The 16,134-nt window shown below is 66.6% G+C and carries 16 protein-coding genes; 4 read left to right on the top strand and 12 right to left on the bottom strand.

Annotated features, from left to right (window positions below; all coding sequences use genetic code 11):
• Positions 1–8: 8 nt before the first annotated feature.
• The 5 genes from NCS03_RS07710 to NCS03_RS07690 all read right to left on the bottom strand — a co-directional run bounded on the left by NCS03_RS07710 (position 9) and on the right by NCS03_RS07690 (position 4,481).
• Positions 9–1,079: a GGDEF domain-containing protein gene (locus NCS03_RS07710; RefSeq protein ID WP_250529017.1), complete on the bottom strand. Its 1,071-nt coding sequence runs from the start codon at positions 1,077–1,079 to the stop codon at positions 9–11.
• Positions 1,080–1,113: 34 nt separating this feature from the next.
• Positions 1,114–1,887 carry a hypothetical protein gene (locus NCS03_RS07705; RefSeq protein WP_250529007.1) on the bottom strand — a complete coding sequence of 258 codons (774 nt, stop codon included), beginning with the start codon at positions 1,885–1,887 and terminating at the stop codon, positions 1,114–1,116.
• 494 nt (positions 1,888–2,381) lie between these two features.
• Positions 2,382–3,254, bottom strand: a complete 873-nt coding sequence (locus NCS03_RS07700; protein WP_250529006.1) for a DMT family transporter — start codon at positions 3,252–3,254, stop codon at positions 2,382–2,384.
• Positions 3,255–3,321: 67 nt separating this feature from the next.
• The gene (locus NCS03_RS07695) at positions 3,322–4,233 is read right to left on the bottom strand and encodes a YihY/virulence factor BrkB family protein (protein WP_250529005.1); all 912 of its coding nucleotides are present in this window, start codon (positions 4,231–4,233) and stop codon (positions 3,322–3,324) included.
• A 77-nt stretch (positions 4,234–4,310) separates the two neighbouring features.
• Entirely contained in the window at positions 4,311–4,481 is a 171-nt protein-coding gene (locus NCS03_RS07690; protein WP_160172930.1) for a hypothetical protein, read from the bottom strand.
• Positions 4,482–4,644: 163 nt separating this feature from the next.
• Between NCS03_RS07690 and NCS03_RS07685 the strand changes: the two genes are divergently transcribed.
• A complete protein-coding gene (locus NCS03_RS07685) occupies positions 4,645–6,126 on the top strand; it encodes an NCS1 family nucleobase:cation symporter-1 (protein ID WP_033537166.1) in 1,482 nt (493 codons plus the stop codon).
• 4 nt (positions 6,127–6,130) lie between these two features.
• Here NCS03_RS07685 and NCS03_RS07680 read toward each other — a convergent pair whose 3' ends face one another.
• The gene (locus tag NCS03_RS07680) at positions 6,131–6,451 is read right to left on the bottom strand and encodes a hypothetical protein (RefSeq protein ID WP_034474202.1); all 321 of its coding nucleotides are present in this window, start codon (positions 6,449–6,451) and stop codon (positions 6,131–6,133) included.
• A 114-nt stretch (positions 6,452–6,565) separates the two neighbouring features.
• Between NCS03_RS07680 and NCS03_RS07675 the strand changes: the two genes are divergently transcribed.
• From NCS03_RS07675 to tehA, 3 genes are all read left to right on the top strand, one after another.
• Positions 6,566–6,709, top strand: coding sequence for an alpha/beta fold hydrolase (locus tag NCS03_RS07675; RefSeq protein ID WP_008349581.1), 144 nt, complete (start codon positions 6,566–6,568; stop codon positions 6,707–6,709).
• A 143-nt stretch (positions 6,710–6,852) separates the two neighbouring features.
• Positions 6,853–7,122: a hypothetical protein gene (locus tag NCS03_RS07670; RefSeq protein WP_008349582.1), complete on the top strand. Its 270-nt coding sequence runs from the start codon at positions 6,853–6,855 to the stop codon at positions 7,120–7,122.
• A gap of 98 nt (positions 7,123–7,220) precedes the next feature.
• Positions 7,221–8,255 (top strand): dicarboxylate transporter/tellurite-resistance protein TehA, encoded by a 1,035-nt coding sequence (gene tehA / locus NCS03_RS07665; RefSeq protein WP_250434733.1) that lies wholly within the window; start codon positions 7,221–7,223, stop codon positions 8,253–8,255.
• A 3-nt stretch (positions 8,256–8,258) separates the two neighbouring features.
• Here the strand turns inward: tehA and NCS03_RS07660 are convergent, their stop codons facing one another.
• Genes NCS03_RS07660 through NCS03_RS07635 form a run of 6 tightly spaced genes read right to left on the bottom strand, consistent with a single transcriptional unit; the run spans position 8,259 to position 16,131 of the window.
• Positions 8,259–9,044 (bottom strand): 3',5'-cyclic-nucleotide phosphodiesterase, encoded by a 786-nt coding sequence (locus NCS03_RS07660; protein WP_250439764.1) that lies wholly within the window; start codon positions 9,042–9,044, stop codon positions 8,259–8,261.
• Between the two features lie 6 nt (positions 9,045–9,050).
• Positions 9,051–11,279 (bottom strand): CHASE2 domain-containing protein, encoded by a 2,229-nt coding sequence (locus NCS03_RS07655; protein ID WP_250529004.1) that lies wholly within the window; start codon positions 11,277–11,279, stop codon positions 9,051–9,053.
• Positions 11,276–11,422 carry a hypothetical protein gene (locus NCS03_RS07650; RefSeq protein WP_160297415.1) on the bottom strand — a complete coding sequence of 49 codons (147 nt, stop codon included), beginning with the start codon at positions 11,420–11,422 and terminating at the stop codon, positions 11,276–11,278. Before NCS03_RS07650 ends, NCS03_RS07655 begins: the two co-directional genes overlap by 4 nt.
• A gap of 10 nt (positions 11,423–11,432) precedes the next feature.
• Positions 11,433–12,080, bottom strand: coding sequence for a FecR family protein (locus NCS03_RS07645; protein WP_250518205.1), 648 nt, complete (start codon positions 12,078–12,080; stop codon positions 11,433–11,435).
• An 8-nt stretch (positions 12,081–12,088) separates the two neighbouring features.
• Positions 12,089–13,855, bottom strand: coding sequence for a ShlB/FhaC/HecB family hemolysin secretion/activation protein (locus NCS03_RS07640; protein WP_250529003.1), 1,767 nt, complete (start codon positions 13,853–13,855; stop codon positions 12,089–12,091).
• A complete protein-coding gene (locus tag NCS03_RS07635; protein WP_250529002.1) occupies positions 13,828–16,131 on the bottom strand; it encodes a two-partner secretion domain-containing protein in 2,304 nt (767 codons plus the stop codon). Before NCS03_RS07635 ends, NCS03_RS07640 begins: the two co-directional genes overlap by 28 nt.
• Positions 16,132–16,134 lie beyond the last annotated feature (3 nt).

Below are 16,134 nucleotides of genomic sequence, written 5' to 3'. Positions count from 1 at the left end.
AACGAGCGTCAGGCGGACGGCGCCGACGCGAACGCGTAGCCGTTCTTGCCGTTGCGCTTGACGGTGTACATCGTGTCGTCGGCAGCGGCGACGAGCCGCCAGTAATCGTCGACACGATCCGGAAAACTCGCGATGCCGACGCTCGCGCGCACGATCGACAAGCCCATCTGCGCGTCGGTTTCCGCGACGCACGCGATGATTCTCTGCGCGATCACCGCGAGCTCGCCATCGCTCGAAAACTCGCGCACGAGCAACGCGAATTCGTCGCCGCCGATACGCGCGACCAGATCGCCGCCGCGCACCGCCTGACGAAAACGCCGCGACACCGCAATCAGAAACTCATCGCCGATGCGGTGGCCGTGCGTGTCGTTGACGCGCTTGAAGCCATCGAGATCGATATACAGCACCGCGATGCGCGACGCCCCGCGCGCGCCGCTCGCGAGCGCATTCGCCGCTTCTTCCAGCGCCGCGAAGAGCTTGCGCCGGTTGGGCAGGCCCGTCATCGGATCGTGCAGCGACGCCTGCTCGAATTCGTTCGAAATCCCGAGAAGCTGCCGATTGCGTTTTGCATACATGCCGAGCGCGGTGATGAGCACGCCGAATACGATCGCCGACAACGCGATCAGCGTATGCGACACGCTCAGGATGCGCTCGCGCACGTCCGCGCTCGTGCGATCGCGCTCCGCGCGCCACCAGGCGTAGGCCGAATCGAGCGCGGAGCTGGCCTCGCCGAGCGCGGCGGAAGGCGAGAGCACGGCGGAAGGCAGCGACGGCGCCGACATCGGACTCGACGACACCAGCGCATGCAGCGCCGCGAGCCGCCCGGCCAATTCGATGCGCGCCTCGCGATACGCGGCCTGGCGCTGCGTATCGCTCGCGGGCGTGTTCTGCAGGGAAAGCGCGGTCGCGCGGGCGGTATCGGCGCGCTCGACCGCTTCGAGCACGAGCCCGACGTACTCCTGCTGCAGTTGCGCCGAAAAGATCGCGCGCACCTGCAACGCCAGGAACAGCAGCCCGATCAGCAGACACAGCAAGGCCGCGCCAGCGAGCGGCGCGGGGCCGGGCACGCGCAGGCGCATGATCGCGTGCCGCGCACGGCTCGCCAGCGTCTCCTCAGGGACGTGAATACTCCTCTCGCTGACGGGTCGGAACATTGTGTCGATAGCTCACTCGATGGAAGAACGCGCCCACGCGCGCGAACAGTCCGCCTTCGGACTGCTGCCTTGCGTTCGCGCGCGCCTGATGCCTGCGTGCCTGCGCGTACTGATCGGCGCGATTGCTCCGATCGACGGCCGCACGCTGCGTCGCGGACGGCGTGCCGCGGCGTTGCGCCTGTTGCGCCAAAGGTTGCGCGGAAGCCGTCGCGAGCGCCGCGGCGGCGGCCGCGCCCGAGCCGTCAGCGCCAGCGTTGGCGACGGTGGTTTCGTCGGCGGGATCGTCGGCGGGATCGGCGGTGGGTGCGTTGTCCGCGAGCGATGCCGTGTCGATGGGCGCGGCCGTCGGACCGTCGTTCGACGAGTACGGAATCGCGCTGCCGGGCGCGGCGGTCAAGGGCGTTTCGACGGCGCCGCCCGATTGCGTCTGCGCGGTGATCACCGGCTGATCGATGCCGAGCGTGCGGCGCGCGCTCGCCATCGCCTCGGCATAGACGCGCTGATCGTGGTTGAACCACATGCCGTACGCGACCGTGCCGAGCACGCCGATGCCAAGCGCGCTCGCCGACGCCATCCACAGCGCGAGACGCCCGAAGCGCAGCGGCGCGCGCATGGGGCCGGGTTCGTCGTCGTAATCGATTGCAGTCTCGGGCAAGTGAGTGACAGTGGGATCATTCGCAGGACTTGCGCGTTCCGCGATGCTCTCTTCGGGTAGCTTTGCGTGCTGAGGCATGACAGCGCTCTCCAGAACCTATTCGTCAGACAGCGGACCAACGCGGACTTACAGCGCGCGTCCGGCCCGATGCTTCACCTCGCGCGTCCCATCATATGAACAATCAAACGCGATGCGGCTTCGTCGGACGTAACAGCCGGTTGCCGGTTCAGCATCTGCCGCCGGCCCTTTTTTGCCAAACAATGTAACTCGCGCCACATATCGCCACAATCAGGGGCGGCGAGGAGGCGTTGGAACGACGCTGCGGATCATTGCGCCCGATGCGCGGCGCGCCTGCCGTGGCACGGTCCGGCGCACCGTTGCACGGCGATTTCACCTCATTGCGCGTCGCGACGGCGAAGCAACTTCGGCCAGTACGTCAGCATTTCCCGTTCCTGCCCCGATTTGAAGTGCGGTGCATGCATCATTCTTCAGAGGAAGTTCCCGCGCGTATGTGAGGTGCCGCACATACGCGCATGGCAGCCGTTTGCGTGTGGAACGCGCGCCACAGTTCGTCATCGGGGCTTCGACGACACGACGAGCGCGATGCCGCCGAGAATCGCGACCGCGCTGGCCGCGAGCCGCATCGTCAGCGTTTCGCCGAGCAGCAGCACGCCGCCCGCCGCCGTGATGAGCGGCACGCTCAGTTGCACCGTGGCCGCCGTCGCGGGCTTCAATCCTTTCAACGCCGCGTACCAGACGACATAGCCGAGCCCCGAGGTCAACGCACCCGAGGTCATCGCGTAGGCCAGGCCTGAGACATCCGCGTTCGTACCCGCAAACGCGAGCGCGAGCGCCGACACCGCGATCGCGAACGGCAGCGCGCGCAGGAAATTGCCGGCCGTCGCGGCGACGGGATCGGACTGGCCCCGTCCGCGCAATGAATAGACGCCCCAACCGATGCCCGCAGCGATCATCAGTGCGGACGACGCCGGATCGGGCGCGGCGAGTCCTGGCAGCACGAGCCACACGAGACCGGCGAGCGCGAGCAGCAGGCCGAGCCATTGCGCCGCGGCGAGACGCTCGCCGGTCGCGATGCCGTAGCCGATCATCGTCGCCTGCACCGCGCCGAAGAGCAGCAGCGCGCCGGTGCCCGCCGCGAGCCGAACGTACGCGAAGGAGAACGCCGCCGCATACACGATCAGCGCGAATGCCGATACCCAGCTTCCGGCGCGTCGCGTGTCGTCGCCGGGCGCGCCGCGCGCGAGCAGGATGATCCACAGCACGAGCGCCGCCGACGCGACGCGTACGAGCGTGAAACTCGCCGCGTCGATGCGCGCGCCCCTGAGCGCGAGGCGGCACAGCAGCGAGTTGCCGGCGAACGCGATCATCGCGACGACGGTGAAGAGCGCGATGCGCGTGCCGTGCGAGCGTGTGGGTGTCGACATCGGCGGCGCTGGAATGAGGGCGCATCACTGTAGCGCACGCGCGTCGCGAAGACATGCTGCGGCGCGTTCAACCGGTGGTGAAGGGCTGCGGCGGCGCATCGGCCTCGGAGCCGAAGCGCTCGAATTCGGAGATTACTTGCGCGCCGAATAGAAGCAGCGTCGCGAGCGCTTCGAGGCTGAAGAGCACGACGATCGACGTCGTCAGCGATCCGTAAACGACGCTCACTTGCGAGAGCGTCGCGAAGTACCAGACGAGCACATGCCGCGTGATTTCCCAGAGCACGGCGGCCGTCACGCTGCCGAGCAGCGCGAGCCGCAGCGAAGGCCGGCCGACAGGCATCACGAGATAGATCGACGTCAGCACGAAGATCTCGCCCGCGACGCCGAGCAGATACAGCAAAAGCCGCGACACGCCCCTGAGCGACACCTCGACGCCGAGCAGGTCGACGCTGTTGCTGCCCATCGCCTGAAGGCCGTTCGACACGAGCGTGACGATCAGCATGCCGACGCCGAGAAACAGGATGTAGCAGTAAGGCAGGAGCGCCGAGAGCAGAAAATGCCGCCGCCTGACCGCGACGCGATGCACGAAGATCACCGACATCGCGTTCTCGAGCACCGTGAAGGCAAGCGAACTGAAGAAGATCATCGTGACGAGCAGCAGCCAGCCGAGCACCGCGCGATGCGCAAGAAAATTCGCGAGCTCGCCCACGACGGCGTGCGCCTGGCCCGGCACGAGCCATTCGAGCAGATGCGCGAGCGTGTCGAGCAATCGCTGTTGCCCGACGAATTTCGACAGCACGATCACGATCAGGATCAGCAGCGGGACGATGGAAAGCAGCGCGTAATACGCGACCGCGCCCGCGAGCAGCAGGCCCTGATTGGCGCGAAAAGCCTTGAACGTGCGCATCGCAAAGCCGAACGGATGACGCGCGACGCTTCTCACCTGCGGGCCCAGCACAGGGCCGAGAATCTTCGACATGGAACCTCCGCGGCGCGATCGCTGGCCATCCTTTGTGGACGAGCAAGATCCGCACCCGTAGCGAAGGTCCGCACGCTTCAGCCTGTCCGGCGCGCCTCGATGCGTGCGGCTGCTTGCTGCGCGGCTTCCTCGAATGCGAGATTGAGGAAGACATCGACTTCGCACGCGCTCAGGTCGGCGGCATCGACGTTACGCAGCCGGCAGAAGAGCGCGAGCGCCTCGGCTGCGGCGGCGAAGGCGTTGTTCATATCTCGGGAGTGAAGGCGTTTTTTTCTCATGGCCAGCATAACGGCAGGCGCACGGACGGACTTTAATGCGTCGCAAGGCAACGCGCACGCCGTTTCATTTTCGCTTTTTGATGCATTAATCTAGGTTCATAACTCGAGCCCGCCGAAGGCACTGGAGGACATGATGGCCGCATCCCACGCAACCTCCGCCGCCGACGCCGCCGCGCTCGGTGCCGATGCCGAAATCGTCAACGCCGACGAGCGCCTCTACAACCACGACCTCGCGCCCGTGCCGCGCGCGAAGCGCACCTGGAACGGCTACAGCATTTTCGCGATGTGGATGTCGGACGTGCACAGCGTCGGCGGCTACACCTTCGCCGCGAGTCTCTTTCTGCTCGGCATCTCGGGCTGGCAGGTGCTGCTCGCGCTGACCATCGGCATTCTCATCGTGTATGTGCTGATGAACTGGGTCGGCAAGCCGAGCTTGAGACACGGCATTCCTTTCCCGGTGATGGCGCGCGTCTCGATGGGCGTGATGGGCGCGAATCTCGCCGCGCTGATTCGCGGCGTGGTCGGCATCGTGTGGTACGGCGTGCAGACGTATTTCGCGTCGAAGGCCGTCGCGACCTTGCTGCTGCTCTTCGTGCCGTCTGTCGCCGCGTGGCGCGATACGAGCTTTCTCAGGCTCGACATGCTCGGCTGGGTCAGCTTCCTCTTCATGTGGCTGCTGCAGCTCGTCATCTTTCAGCGCGGCATGGAGATCATCCGCAAGTTCATCGATTTTTGCGGGCCGGCCGTGTATGTCGTGATGTTCGTGCTGATGGGATGGATTCTCTATCGCGCGGGTCTCGGCAGCCTGAATCTCACGCTCTCGGGCAAGGTGCTGACCGGCGACGAGCAACTTCACGCGATGATCAACGCGATCCTGCTCGTCGTGAGCTATTTCGCCGCGCTGCTGCTGAATTTCGGCGACTTCTCGCGCTTCGCGAAAAGCGAGCGGCAGATGAAGATCGGCAACTTCCTCGGGCTGCCGTTCAACTTCGTTGCGTTTGCAATCATCACGGTGATCGTCACGGCGGGCAGCGAGAAAGTGTTCGGCACGATGATCATGGACCCGGTCGAAATCGTCTCGCGCATCGAAAACAAGGTGTGGGTGGCGATCGGCAGCGTCACGTTCGTCATCGCGACGATGGGCATCAATATCGTCGCGAACTTCGTGTCGCCCGCGTACGACATCGCCAATCTGTTTCCGAAGCATGTGGACTTCAAGAAGGGCGGCCTGATCGCGTCGATACTCGCGGTGCTCGTGTGTCCGTGGATCTTCGTCGACAGCCCGAAGGCGATCACGATCTTCGTGTCCGTGTTCGGCGCCGTGCTCGCGCCGATGTACGGCGTGATGATGTCCGACTATTACCTCGTGAAGCGCCAGCAGGTGAGGACCGCCGAACTGTATTCGATGCAGCCCGGCGGACGCTTCTATTACGACGGCGGATGGAACAAGGTCGGGCTCGCGGCGCTGATCGTATCGGGCGTGATCTCGGTCGGCTGGGAACTGTCGACGCAGTTCTTCAAGCTCCTGCCGCCGAACAATCTCGGCTGGCTGATCGGCGCGGTGGCGGGCGCGCTCCTGTACGTGCTCTTCATGCGCATGGCGAACCGCAAATAGCGCTTTATTCGAGCCACTTTCGTACGTCCTGTTCCCAATCGGGCTGGCCGCAGTTCGGCGGATTCTCCGGCCCGAGCACGGTGATGTAGCCCTTGTCCTTCATGCACGCCTCGTAGGCGCGCACCTGCGTGCAACGGCCCGCGCCGGCTCTTTTCGCGGCGCCCTTGCATGCGGACATCGCGTTGTCCATGCCGCTGAAATCGGCATCGCCGTCGTTATTCCATGAAGGCGGATTCGCGCTCGCCGAAAACTCGACAGGCGTGCTGCACGCGACGAGCGCGAATGCAGCGGCGGGAAGAAGGCACAAGCGGAAGAATCGATTCATCTGCTTTAACTCCTTGTTCTTAAGCTCTTGTTGAACGCGCGCAATTCGCCGCCTATTATTCCCCGCTGCCGTTGGCGCGTCGCGTTTTCTTTTCTCGCGGGCGCGAACGACGATGTGCTTGCCGATACCAACGCGCGCCGTCTCGAACAGATGATTCCGCGCGCGACGCTCGATGTGGTCAGCGACGCGGGACACGCGCTGATGTTCCGGTATCCGATCGAGCTCGCGCGGCATGTCGATGCGTTCGTCGCGAGGTGAGCGACGCCGAACACGTCTATCGCTTCATAGCGCACAGAACGCACGCGTTTTAGCTTGTCGGCGCATTTCCCGGCCCTTCATACTGTCGCGCAACCGCGATGCGAAAGCGCGCGCCGATAACAAGAAGAGCCGGGGAAACCACCATGAAGTCACGCTTCACTGCCGTTCACCTGCGTCCCGTCGAACTTGCCGATCCGCATCTCGCGCATCTCTACATGGAATGCGCCGATGCCGAGGCGCGTCTGTCGGGCGCGAGCAGAGTCGCGGCGGTCGCCGTGTACGAAGCCCGTGAGAAGACGCTCGATCGTCTGTGGTCGCGTCTCGATGCGCTCGATCCGAGACTGTGCCGCGAGCTGAAACACGCGGTAGAGGACTGGCACGAAATCGCGGTGAAGCTGCGCGGCGGCGACTGATTGAGACGCGCGCGCAGCGCAATGAGACGCTGCGGCATACGCGCGGAAGGCCGTCGCCACTAACCTTTCTCCAACGACGCAAATCAAGGAGAAGGGCAATGAACAGCAACAATGGTACGAACAATCGCGCGCCGATGCCGGCTGCGTTCTTCGGCATCGCGGTCGGCGGGCTCGCGCTCGCGGGCGCATGGCGCGCGGCGGCTCGCGTGTGGGCGATTCCCGATGCGGTGCCCGCATGGCTGACGGCGGGCGCGCTCGTCGTCTGGATCGCGGTGCTCGTCGCATACGGGCGCAAGTGGCTCGTCCAGCGCGATGCGGCCATCGCGGAAATGCGTCATCCGGTGCAGTCTTCGTTCGCGGCGCTCGTGCCGGTATCGGCGATGCTCGTCGCACAAGCCGTGCAGCCTTATTCGCGGCCGCTCGCGATCGCGCTCTTCGCGATCGGCGTCGCGAGTTCGCTCGCGCTCGGCGCGTATCTGCATGGCCGGTTCTGGCAGGGCGGCCGCAAGCCCGAGCTGACGACGCCCGCCATCTACCTTCCGACGGTCGCGCCCAGCTTCGTCGCGGCGACGGCGGCGGCCGGGCTCGGTTTCACGCAAATCGGCATGTTGCTGTTCGGCGCGGGCGTGTTCTCGTGGCTCGCGATCGAATCGATCGTGTTGCATCGCGCCGCCGTGCATGAACCGCTGCCCGAAGCATTGCGCCCTACGCTCGGCATCCAGCTTGCGCCGCCGGTCGTCGGAGGCGTGTCGTATCTCGCGATCACGCACGGCGTACCCGATACGTTCGCATACATGCTGCTCGGCTACGGTCTCTATCAGGCGCTGATGCTCGCGCGCCTCGTGCCCTGGATTCGCCAACGCGCGTTCACGCCTTCGTACTGGGCCTTCAGCTTCGGTGCCGCAGCATTGCCGACGATGGCTATTCGCATGCTCGAACGCGGCGCCGCCGGCCCGATGACGTGGATCGCACCGGCTGCGTTCGTCGTGGCCAACGTGGTGATCGGTCTCATGATCGCGGGAACGGTGCGGGCGATCGTGCGAGGCGAGTTGCTGCCGGCCGCGGTTACGTCGGCGCCGGCGAACGTCACGCCGATCAGCATCGAGCGTCGTGCGGCAGCGGGTTCGCGTTGAACATCACAACGTCAGCACTTCGCCCGCGCGCAACGCACGCAGCGACACATCGGGCAACGCGGCGCGCAGTTCTTCCAGAATCTGCGCGCCGTGCGGCGGTTTCAGATGCGAAATCAGCAATTCGGCTTTCATCGCGCGGCCACGCAGATCATCGGCGATGAGCTTCGGGCAATAGTGATGCGCCGCACGCGCCAACGCGATCTGCGCATCCGGATACGCGGTCTCGACGATCACATGGCGCAGTCCCGGCAACGCGCACACGGCGGCCCAGAACTCGGGATTGCTCGTCGTATCGCCGCTGAATGCGATGCACGCCGTTGCGTTCGACACCGCCAGCCCCATCGACGGCACCGTATGCCGCGCGGGCAATGCCGTCACGGTGCGCCCGTTCAGCATGAAGCATTCGCCGACCTCCAGCGCTTCGAAGCGCACGCCCGGCGCATCGGGCGAAGGAATGCGCGTGAAGTCCGGCCAGATCAGATTGTTGAAGATGTGCGCCTGAAGTATGTCGAGCGTCGCGCGGCTCGCGTGAACGACGAGCGGCCTATCGCGCGCGTCGCTCGTGGCATCGATCATGAGCGGCAGATACGCAATGTGATCCAGATGCGAGTGCGTGAGAAACACATGATCGATACGCGCGAGTTCGTCGTCGGTGAGCACGGCGACGCCCGTGCCGGCATCGATCATGATGTCGCCGTCGACGAGCAGCGCCGTCGTGCCGCCGCGATCGCCCGCATCGTCGCCGCCGCTCCTGATCGCGCCGCTACAGCCGAGTACCCGAACGTTCATGATGATTCATTTCGTGTCGAATTCGCTTACGCAATCCCAGTCCTCGGGCAACGCAATGCCGCGCAGCGCATCGATGCGCCTGCGATACATCGCGTACACCTGTCGCTCAGGATACTGCGCCGCGAGCGTCGCGAGTAGCGTTTGCGCTTCGTCCCACTCGCGCGCGCGATAGTGCGCGAGCGCCGCGTGCCAGCGCGTGAGCGCATCGCCGTGTTCGTGCGGGGGCTGCGGCTCGAACACCGCAATCGGCGCGACGCGTCCTTTCACGCGCACGCGATCGATCTCGCGGAACGCGATATCCGTCACCCGTTCGCGCGTCGCTTCCCCCACGATGATGTCGATATCGAAGCGCCGCGTGAGGCCTTCGAGCCGCGCCGCGACATTCACGGCATCGCCCATCACGGTGTAGGCGCGGCGCACGTGCGAGCCCATGTCGCCGACGGTCATCGGCCCCGTATTGATGCCGATGCCGATCCACAGCGTCGGCCAGCCGCGCGCCGTGAGCGTGCGGTTCAGCTCGACGAGCGCCGCGCGCATGCCGAGCGCCGCCGCGACGGCGTTGCGCGCGTGATCCGGATCGTCGACGGGCGCACCCCAGAAACCCATGATCGCATCGCCGATGTACTTGTCGAGCGTGCCGCGATGCGCGCGGATCACTTCGGTCATCGTGCCGAGATACTCGTTCATCAGACGCGCGAGCGCTTCCGGCTCCAGCGTCTCCGCGATGGCCGTGAAGCCGAGCACGTCGCAGAACAGCACGGTCAACTCGGCGCGCCGCCCGGCCATGCTGTAGTCCTCCGGATGACGGCTCATTTCCTCGACGAGCTCGGGCGGCACGTATTGCCCGAACAGCGCGGTGAAATGGCGTTTCGCGCGCGCCTCGACGAAGTAGCCGTACGACATGTTGAGCACGTAGAGCGCGAGCGCGGCGAGCAGCGGCGACGCCACAGGAATCGACCAGCGAAGCCGCGCGAACGCGAAGAGATCCGCCGCGACGACGAGCGCGAGCAACATCGCGGTGAAGATCGTCGCGCGCGCGGGCATGTGCCACGGCCAGAGGAAGATCATCGCGAGTCCGATGAGCGCGAGCATCGACGCCTGCAACGCCGACGCGAACGGGGGTTCGAAGCGGATCGTATCGTCGAGCATGCCGCCGATCAGATTCGCGTTCACCTCGACGCCCGGATAGACCTCGCCGACGGGCGTCGTGCGCTGATCCATCAGGCCCGGCGCCGTCGTGCCGACGAGCGCGATCTTGCCCGCGAGCGCGTTGGCGGGAATGCGCTCTCCGAGCACGTCGGCGATGGAGTAATACGGGAAGCTGCCGGTCGGGCCGCGATAGGGCACGAGCGCCGCGCCGTTTTCATCGACAGGAATCGTGCGCGTGCCGCGCGGCGTCGTGAGCGCGAGTCCCGCGAGCGGCGCGGCGGGATCGGTTGCGTCGTCGAAGACCGGCGTCACCGCGGCGTCGCCGAACAGCGCGCGGATCACTTCGAGCGACAGCGCGCCGTACACGCCGTCGCGATAGGCCGCGATGAGCGGCACGCGGCGCACGGAGCCGTCGAAATCGATCACGGGATTGAAGTATCCGGCGCGCTTCGCCGCCTGTTGCAGCGCGGGCAGATTGCCGCCGTAGCTCGTCCAGTCGAAGAGCATGAGCGGATGCGTGCCGAACGCGCGCGCGCTCATCAAGGGCGATGGAATCGCGCCGCTCGATGCATCGCGATTCGAAAAGTAAAAGCCGAGCACGACGGGATGACCGGCAAGGGCATCGGCGAAACGGCGGTCGTAATCGAGGCGCGGAGCAAGCGCATCGAGCGTCTTGCGGTACGCGGCGTCCTCGGCGAGCGGGCCGCGCGCGAGTTCGTCGAGCACGGCAAGGCCCGAACTCGCGTCGGCTTCCGCGAACACCATGTCGAAGCCGAGCACCGCGATGCGCTCGCGCGAAAACAGCGTATCGACGAGCGCCGCCATGCGCGCGCGATCCCACGGCCAGCGGCCCAGTTCGGCGAGGCTTTTCTCGTCGATATCGAGAATCGCGATGCGCGCGTCCGTCGTGCGCGGCATGAAGAGACGCACTTTCGCGTCGTAGATCATCGCGTCGAGCGAATCGATGAAGCGGATGTCATAGCGCGACAGCGCATGTCCCGCGAGCGCGACGACGATCGCGAGCCCGAGCGCCCAGCGCGCGCCCGAGCGTTTGAACGTGAACGCGAGCGGTTCTCGCACCCTCATTGCGCGGCCCGGATCTGCTCGTTCGCGACGACGAGCCGCGCCGCCAGCACGCGCGCGTGCGCATCGACGCCGAAAGACATGAGCGCCGCGTGCAACTGCGCTGCGCGCATGACGTCCGTATCGCGGCTCGTGTTTTCGCTCATCGTGGGCTCGCTAACGGCACGCCGCCGACGGCACCACCGGCGTCACGCGCGATGCCGGCAGCACGCCGAACGGCAGCCGCGGACTCACGACGATCGCGCCTTCGCCCGCGCGCACGATCTGCCTGTCGACCTGATTGATGACGACGATCTGACCATCGTAGACGACGATCTGATCGCCCTTGCAATCCGCGTTCGCGCCCGGTTCGAGATTCGCGCAATCGGTGACGGAATATTCGGTGCCGCGTATGCCGATGGTCGACGTCGGCGTCTTCACGCGATAGTTCTCCGGCTTGCCTTCCTTCGCGACGAGCCCGTCGAGCGCGCGCAATCCGCCTTTCACGAGCGACAGAAAGCTGCGGTCTTCCTGCGGCGCGTTCACCGCGTAATGAAAATCGTCGACGCGAAACACCGAGCCGGGCTTCAGATACACGCGCTGCTTGTCGGTGAAGATCATCACGATTTCCGAGCCGACGCCGGTCTGCACGGTGTCGCCGTTGTCGATGTCGCCGCCGACCGCCGCCACGCGTTGCGCGCCGCCCGCCGATTGAATCGCGACATTGCCGACGAGCGCGGTGATCGTCGCGACCGCTTCGGCGCACGCCGCGCGCGCGGTCATCGCCAGGAAGAGGAAGAGAAGAAGGTGTCGGGCGCGCGTCATGTTCGGTCTCAGAAGGACTTCGTGAGCGCGATCCAGAAGCGGTTCGCGTGTCCGGTGCCGAGCGTCGAAGGCACGTAGCCGAGCGTGTGCGCGTACGACATCGACAGCAGAAAGTCGTGCGGCGCGGCGAACGTCGCGCCGACGCCCAGCCCGGAAAGCCGGACGTGATCGCTGCCCGGCGCGACCGGATGCGCGACGATCTTCCCGTCGGCGGTATCGATGAAGCCCGATAGCGTCACGAGCACCGGCACGAGCGATTGCCTGATCGTCTGCCGTAGTTCGATGGTCGCGATATACGCTTCGTCGACGGGCGCGTCGCCGGTCGCATAGGCGCGCACGGCATACGGGCCGCCGAGCGAGATCTGCTCGGACGAATCGAGATTGCGCGAAGTCGCCTGGCCGTTGAGCGAAAGGTAGAGCTGCGTGCCGTTGGCCTGATCGCCGATCACCTGCGTGTGCGTCACGGCGAACACGAACTTCGTGAACGCACCGGCGATCTGCGCGGCGATCTGTTCCGGCTGCGGCGTCTTATAGCGCAGGTTGCCTTGCTGGATAGCCGTGTCGAACGTCGTGATGCTCTTTTCGAGCGTCAGATTGCCCGAGAGCCCGAGCCGGCCGACATCGCTCGTCTTGTCGCTGACGGAATCGAACGCGCCGAGGTGATCCGACAGCAGCTTGTGGTCGTAGCCGAGCGTCGCGAATACGTTCGCCGACGGCGAGCGCAGCAGCGCGTAGCTCAGGAACGTCGAGAAGACATTGGCGCTGCCGTAGGCGTCGAGTTCGTCGAACTGACCGCCGACCGAATACGTCGAGCGCGTGTAGCCGACGCCCCACGCGAACCCGCTGCCGCCGACCGGCACCGTGTAGCCGATGTTGCCGTAGAACTGCCCGGTGATCGAGCCGAGCAGCCGCGCGCCCAACTGATCGCCGATGCCGAGCGGATTGTTCCATTGCAGCGCGCCGATGAGACGCGCGGTGCCGGTCGTCGTCTGGCCGTAGTTGTCGGCCTGCACGCTGCCGGAGACGGGCCGCGCGGTCGGCACGGCGAGCGTCATGTCGGAGGTGCCGGGAAGAAGGCCCGGCGAGATCGTCGCGTTCGCGCCCGTCGTGCCGGCCGCGTCCTGCGCGAGCAACGTGGCGCGGGTGAGGGCGCGCTCGTCGATCACGTCGCCCGGTTTGAGCGCGCCGAAAAATCGCGCGATGACGGGGTCGCGCGTGCGCGACTGGTTGTCGATGTCGATGCGACCGTAACGTCCCTCGCTCACCGCGATACGCACGATGCCGTCATCGATCTGCTGCGGCGGCACATAGGCGCGCGCGACCAGATAGCCGTGCCGCCGATAGAACGCGCTCACGCGATCGGCGGCGCTTTCGAGATCGTCGAGCGAACGCCCCGCACCGATGAACGGCCGCACGGCGTCGAGCAGTTCCGCCGTCGGGAAAAGCGTGTTGCCGGTGAACGCGAAACCTTTCACTTCGAAGCGGATGCCTCCTGTTTCGCCGGAGACGGGCGGCGGTTCGGGCGCGGGCGTCACGTTCAGACGCAGATCGGAAGGCGGGACGGGCGCGGGCGCTTGCTGCTGCTGTTCGCGCAGGATGCTGCCCGCGTTCGGCAGCGTCTGGGCGTGCGTTTCGCGCATGTCGCGCGCCGTCGCCGCGACGAGCGTCGCGATGAGCACGGCGAGCCGGCGAGACGCGACGCTGTGGCGTCGTTCGCGGGGCCCGAAGCGTCGCACGCGCCTGGGCCTCACATGCGGCATACGTGACCGGGCCATGCGTCGTCCGGCAGACGGCTGCCGTCGCTCGTCGAATCGGTGCGCTGCTGCACGAGCGGCGCGGACTCCGGCTGAAGGCCCGGCGTCGCGTTGTAGAGCGGCGCGGGATTGGCCGCGTCGGTACGCACGGAATCGAGAATGCCGGGCAGCGCCGCGACGGTCGTGACGGGCGTTTCCGGTTCTTGCGGCATCACCGGCTGTACGGGGACGGACGGCGGCGCAGGCGGCGGCGTGCCCGCGATGCGCAGCGTGCCGCCTTGCGTCGTGATCGTGTAGCCGGTCGGGCCGCCCGTCGCCGTGACCGTGATCGCGTACGTGCCGATCGCCGCGCCCGGCGTCGCGCCGGTGCTCGTCACCGTAAAGACGAACGGCTCGTGGTTCGCCGGGCTGTCGGCGAATGCGTTGCCGTAGTTCGCGCCGTTGTAGCGCAGCGCGATCGTCACGTCGTTCGGACCGAGCGTGCGCGGCGTCTCGAACGGCACGTCGATGTTGATCGCCGTCAACGTGACCTGCTGCCGCGCATTGAACGCGAACCGGTTGCCCGATGCCGATGCCGCGCGCGCATCGGCGCCGCCGGTGTAGGCATCGCCCCAGAGCGCGAGATTGCCGCTTTGCAGTCCGCCGAAGGCGTCGGCCTCGGGCGCGTCGGAGTAGACGAGCCAGCGGCCGTTCGGCGCGGAAAGCGCGTTCGCTCCCGCGCGGTTCACGAAGGTCGCCGGGGCGAGCGTGATCGCCGTGCCGCTCGCGCGGCTCGCAATGGGCGCGGCGAGCGTGAGCGCGGGCGCCGTGAGCGTGACCGCGCCGCTCGCCGAAACGCCCGACAAACCCGCGACGCGGCCGATCGTGAGCGGCGCGCTATCGGCGATGTCGACGGAACCGGCGTTCGCCGCCAGCGTGCCGATGCGATTGCCCGCGTTCGTCAGCCGGTACGCGCCCGCGCCGCCTTGCAGGGCGACATTGGCCGCCTGGATGGGCGCCTGTTGTGTCGCGGTGCCGGCGGTCGTCATCGCGAGCGTGCCGCGCGGCGCGCTGATCGACGCGTCGACGCGGATAGCGCTCTGCGCCGCGAGCGAAAGCGTGTTGACGCCGCTCCACGCGACCGGGCCGTCGATCAGCACGAGGCCGAACGCCGCAAAGCCCGCCGGCGACGCGGCGCTGATCGACACATTGGTCGATTCGAGCACGCGCGAAAGCGTCGCGCCCTGAATCGTGCCGAAGCGCTGTCCGAATGCATCGCCGCCGCCGACGAGCGCGGCGAAGTCGCTTGCAATGCGCCACGTTCCGGTTTGTCCCGATGCCGCCGCCGTCGTGACCTGCGCGTCCGGCGCGACGCGCACCTGCGTGCCCGCCGTTTCGATGGCGCCGCCGTTGCCGCCATCCGGCGCGGATGCGTCGAGCGTGCCGCCGGCCTGCACGACGCCTTTGTCCGCGACGAGGCGGATCACGCCGTTCTGGTTCACGGCGCTTCTCGCGCGGATGACGCCCGTGTTGTTCACGACATTGGCGAGGAGCGCGTCCTCGGCGCTCGCGACGAGCCAGGCCTGACCGCCATCGGCCTGAATCAGACCGTGATTGGCGGCGAGCGCACGCAACGCGCCGCGCTCCACCGACAAGCCGATCATGCTGTGATCGCCGAGCGTGACCGCGATGCGCTCGCCCGCCGCGAGCGCCGCGAAACCGCCGGGCGAGTCGATCGTGCCGGCGTTGATCGCGCGCGCGCCGATCAGCGCGACATAACCGCCGGGCGCGCTCGTGAGCGTGCCGAGATTGACGACCGCCGCGCCGTCCTCGTGATGATGATGATGCCGATGCCAGCGCCCGTCGCCCGAAAAGGTGTAGTGGCCGCTCATGAAATCGCTTGTCGACAGATTGAGCGTCGATGCCAGCAATCCACCGACGTTCACCTGCGCGCCCGGCCCGAAGATCACGCCGTTCGGATTGACGATGAACACTTGGCCGTTCGCGTCGAGCTTGCCGAAGAAGGCCGTCGGGCGCGGTCCGACGACGCGGTTCAGCGCGATCGAATTCGCGCCCGGCTGATTGAACGTGACCGCTTCGCCAGGGCGCGTGCTGAACGAATTCCAGTCGATGGCGAGGCGGCCGCTATTCTGCTGAATGATCGTGTTGGCGCCCGCGCTCGTCACCGAGCCGGAACCCGCGACGACGCGCGCGCCGCTCGGTTCCGCGCGCGCGGACATGCACGCCATGACGATGAGCGTGGCGATGCAGAGCCATCGCGCGGGGAACGCGGTGCTCGCGCGCAGAGTCTTGTTCATGTC

It is taken from the genome of Caballeronia sp. ATUFL_F1_KS4A (genome assembly GCF_023630905.1).
In the GTDB taxonomy this organism is placed as follows: domain Bacteria; phylum Pseudomonadota; class Gammaproteobacteria; order Burkholderiales; family Burkholderiaceae; genus Caballeronia; species Caballeronia zhejiangensis.
This window is presented reverse-complemented; position numbering and strand designations above follow the sequence as displayed.

Excerpts from the sequence above, each read along its gene's own strand:
- NCS03_RS07710 (WP_250529017.1), bottom strand. The coding sequence starts at position 1,079 with ATGCGCCTGCGCGTGCCCGGCCCCGCGCCGCTCGCTGGCGCGGCCTTG.
- NCS03_RS07705 (WP_250529007.1), bottom strand. The coding sequence starts at position 1,887 with ATGCCTCAGCACGCAAAGCTACCCGAAGAGAGCATCGCGGAACGCGCA.
- NCS03_RS07700 (WP_250529006.1), bottom strand. The coding sequence starts at position 3,254 with ATGTCGACACCCACACGCTCGCACGGCACGCGCATCGCGCTCTTCACC.
- NCS03_RS07695 (WP_250529005.1), bottom strand. The coding sequence starts at position 4,233 with ATGTCGAAGATTCTCGGCCCTGTGCTGGGCCCGCAGGTGAGAAGCGTC.
- NCS03_RS07690 (WP_160172930.1), bottom strand. The coding sequence starts at position 4,481 with ATGAACAACGCCTTCGCCGCCGCAGCCGAGGCGCTCGCGCTCTTCTGC.
- NCS03_RS07685 (WP_033537166.1), top strand. The coding sequence starts at position 4,645 with ATGGCCGCATCCCACGCAACCTCCGCCGCCGACGCCGCCGCGCTCGGT.
- NCS03_RS07680 (WP_034474202.1), bottom strand. The coding sequence starts at position 6,451 with ATGAATCGATTCTTCCGCTTGTGCCTTCTTCCCGCCGCTGCATTCGCG.
- NCS03_RS07670 (WP_008349582.1), top strand. The coding sequence starts at position 6,853 with ATGAAGTCACGCTTCACTGCCGTTCACCTGCGTCCCGTCGAACTTGCC.
- tehA (WP_250434733.1), top strand. The coding sequence starts at position 7,221 with ATGAACAGCAACAATGGTACGAACAATCGCGCGCCGATGCCGGCTGCG.
- NCS03_RS07660 (WP_250439764.1), bottom strand. The coding sequence starts at position 9,044 with ATGAACGTTCGGGTACTCGGCTGTAGCGGCGCGATCAGGAGCGGCGGC.
- NCS03_RS07655 (WP_250529004.1), bottom strand. The coding sequence starts at position 11,279 with ATGAGGGTGCGAGAACCGCTCGCGTTCACGTTCAAACGCTCGGGCGCG.
- NCS03_RS07650 (WP_160297415.1), bottom strand. The coding sequence starts at position 11,422 with ATGAGCGAAAACACGAGCCGCGATACGGACGTCATGCGCGCAGCGCAG.
- NCS03_RS07645 (WP_250518205.1), bottom strand. The coding sequence starts at position 12,080 with ATGACGCGCGCCCGACACCTTCTTCTCTTCCTCTTCCTGGCGATGACC.
- NCS03_RS07640 (WP_250529003.1), bottom strand. The coding sequence starts at position 13,855 with ATGGCCCGGTCACGTATGCCGCATGTGAGGCCCAGGCGCGTGCGACGC.
- NCS03_RS07635 (WP_250529002.1), bottom strand. The coding sequence starts at position 16,131 with ATGAACAAGACTCTGCGCGCGAGCACCGCGTTCCCCGCGCGATGGCTC.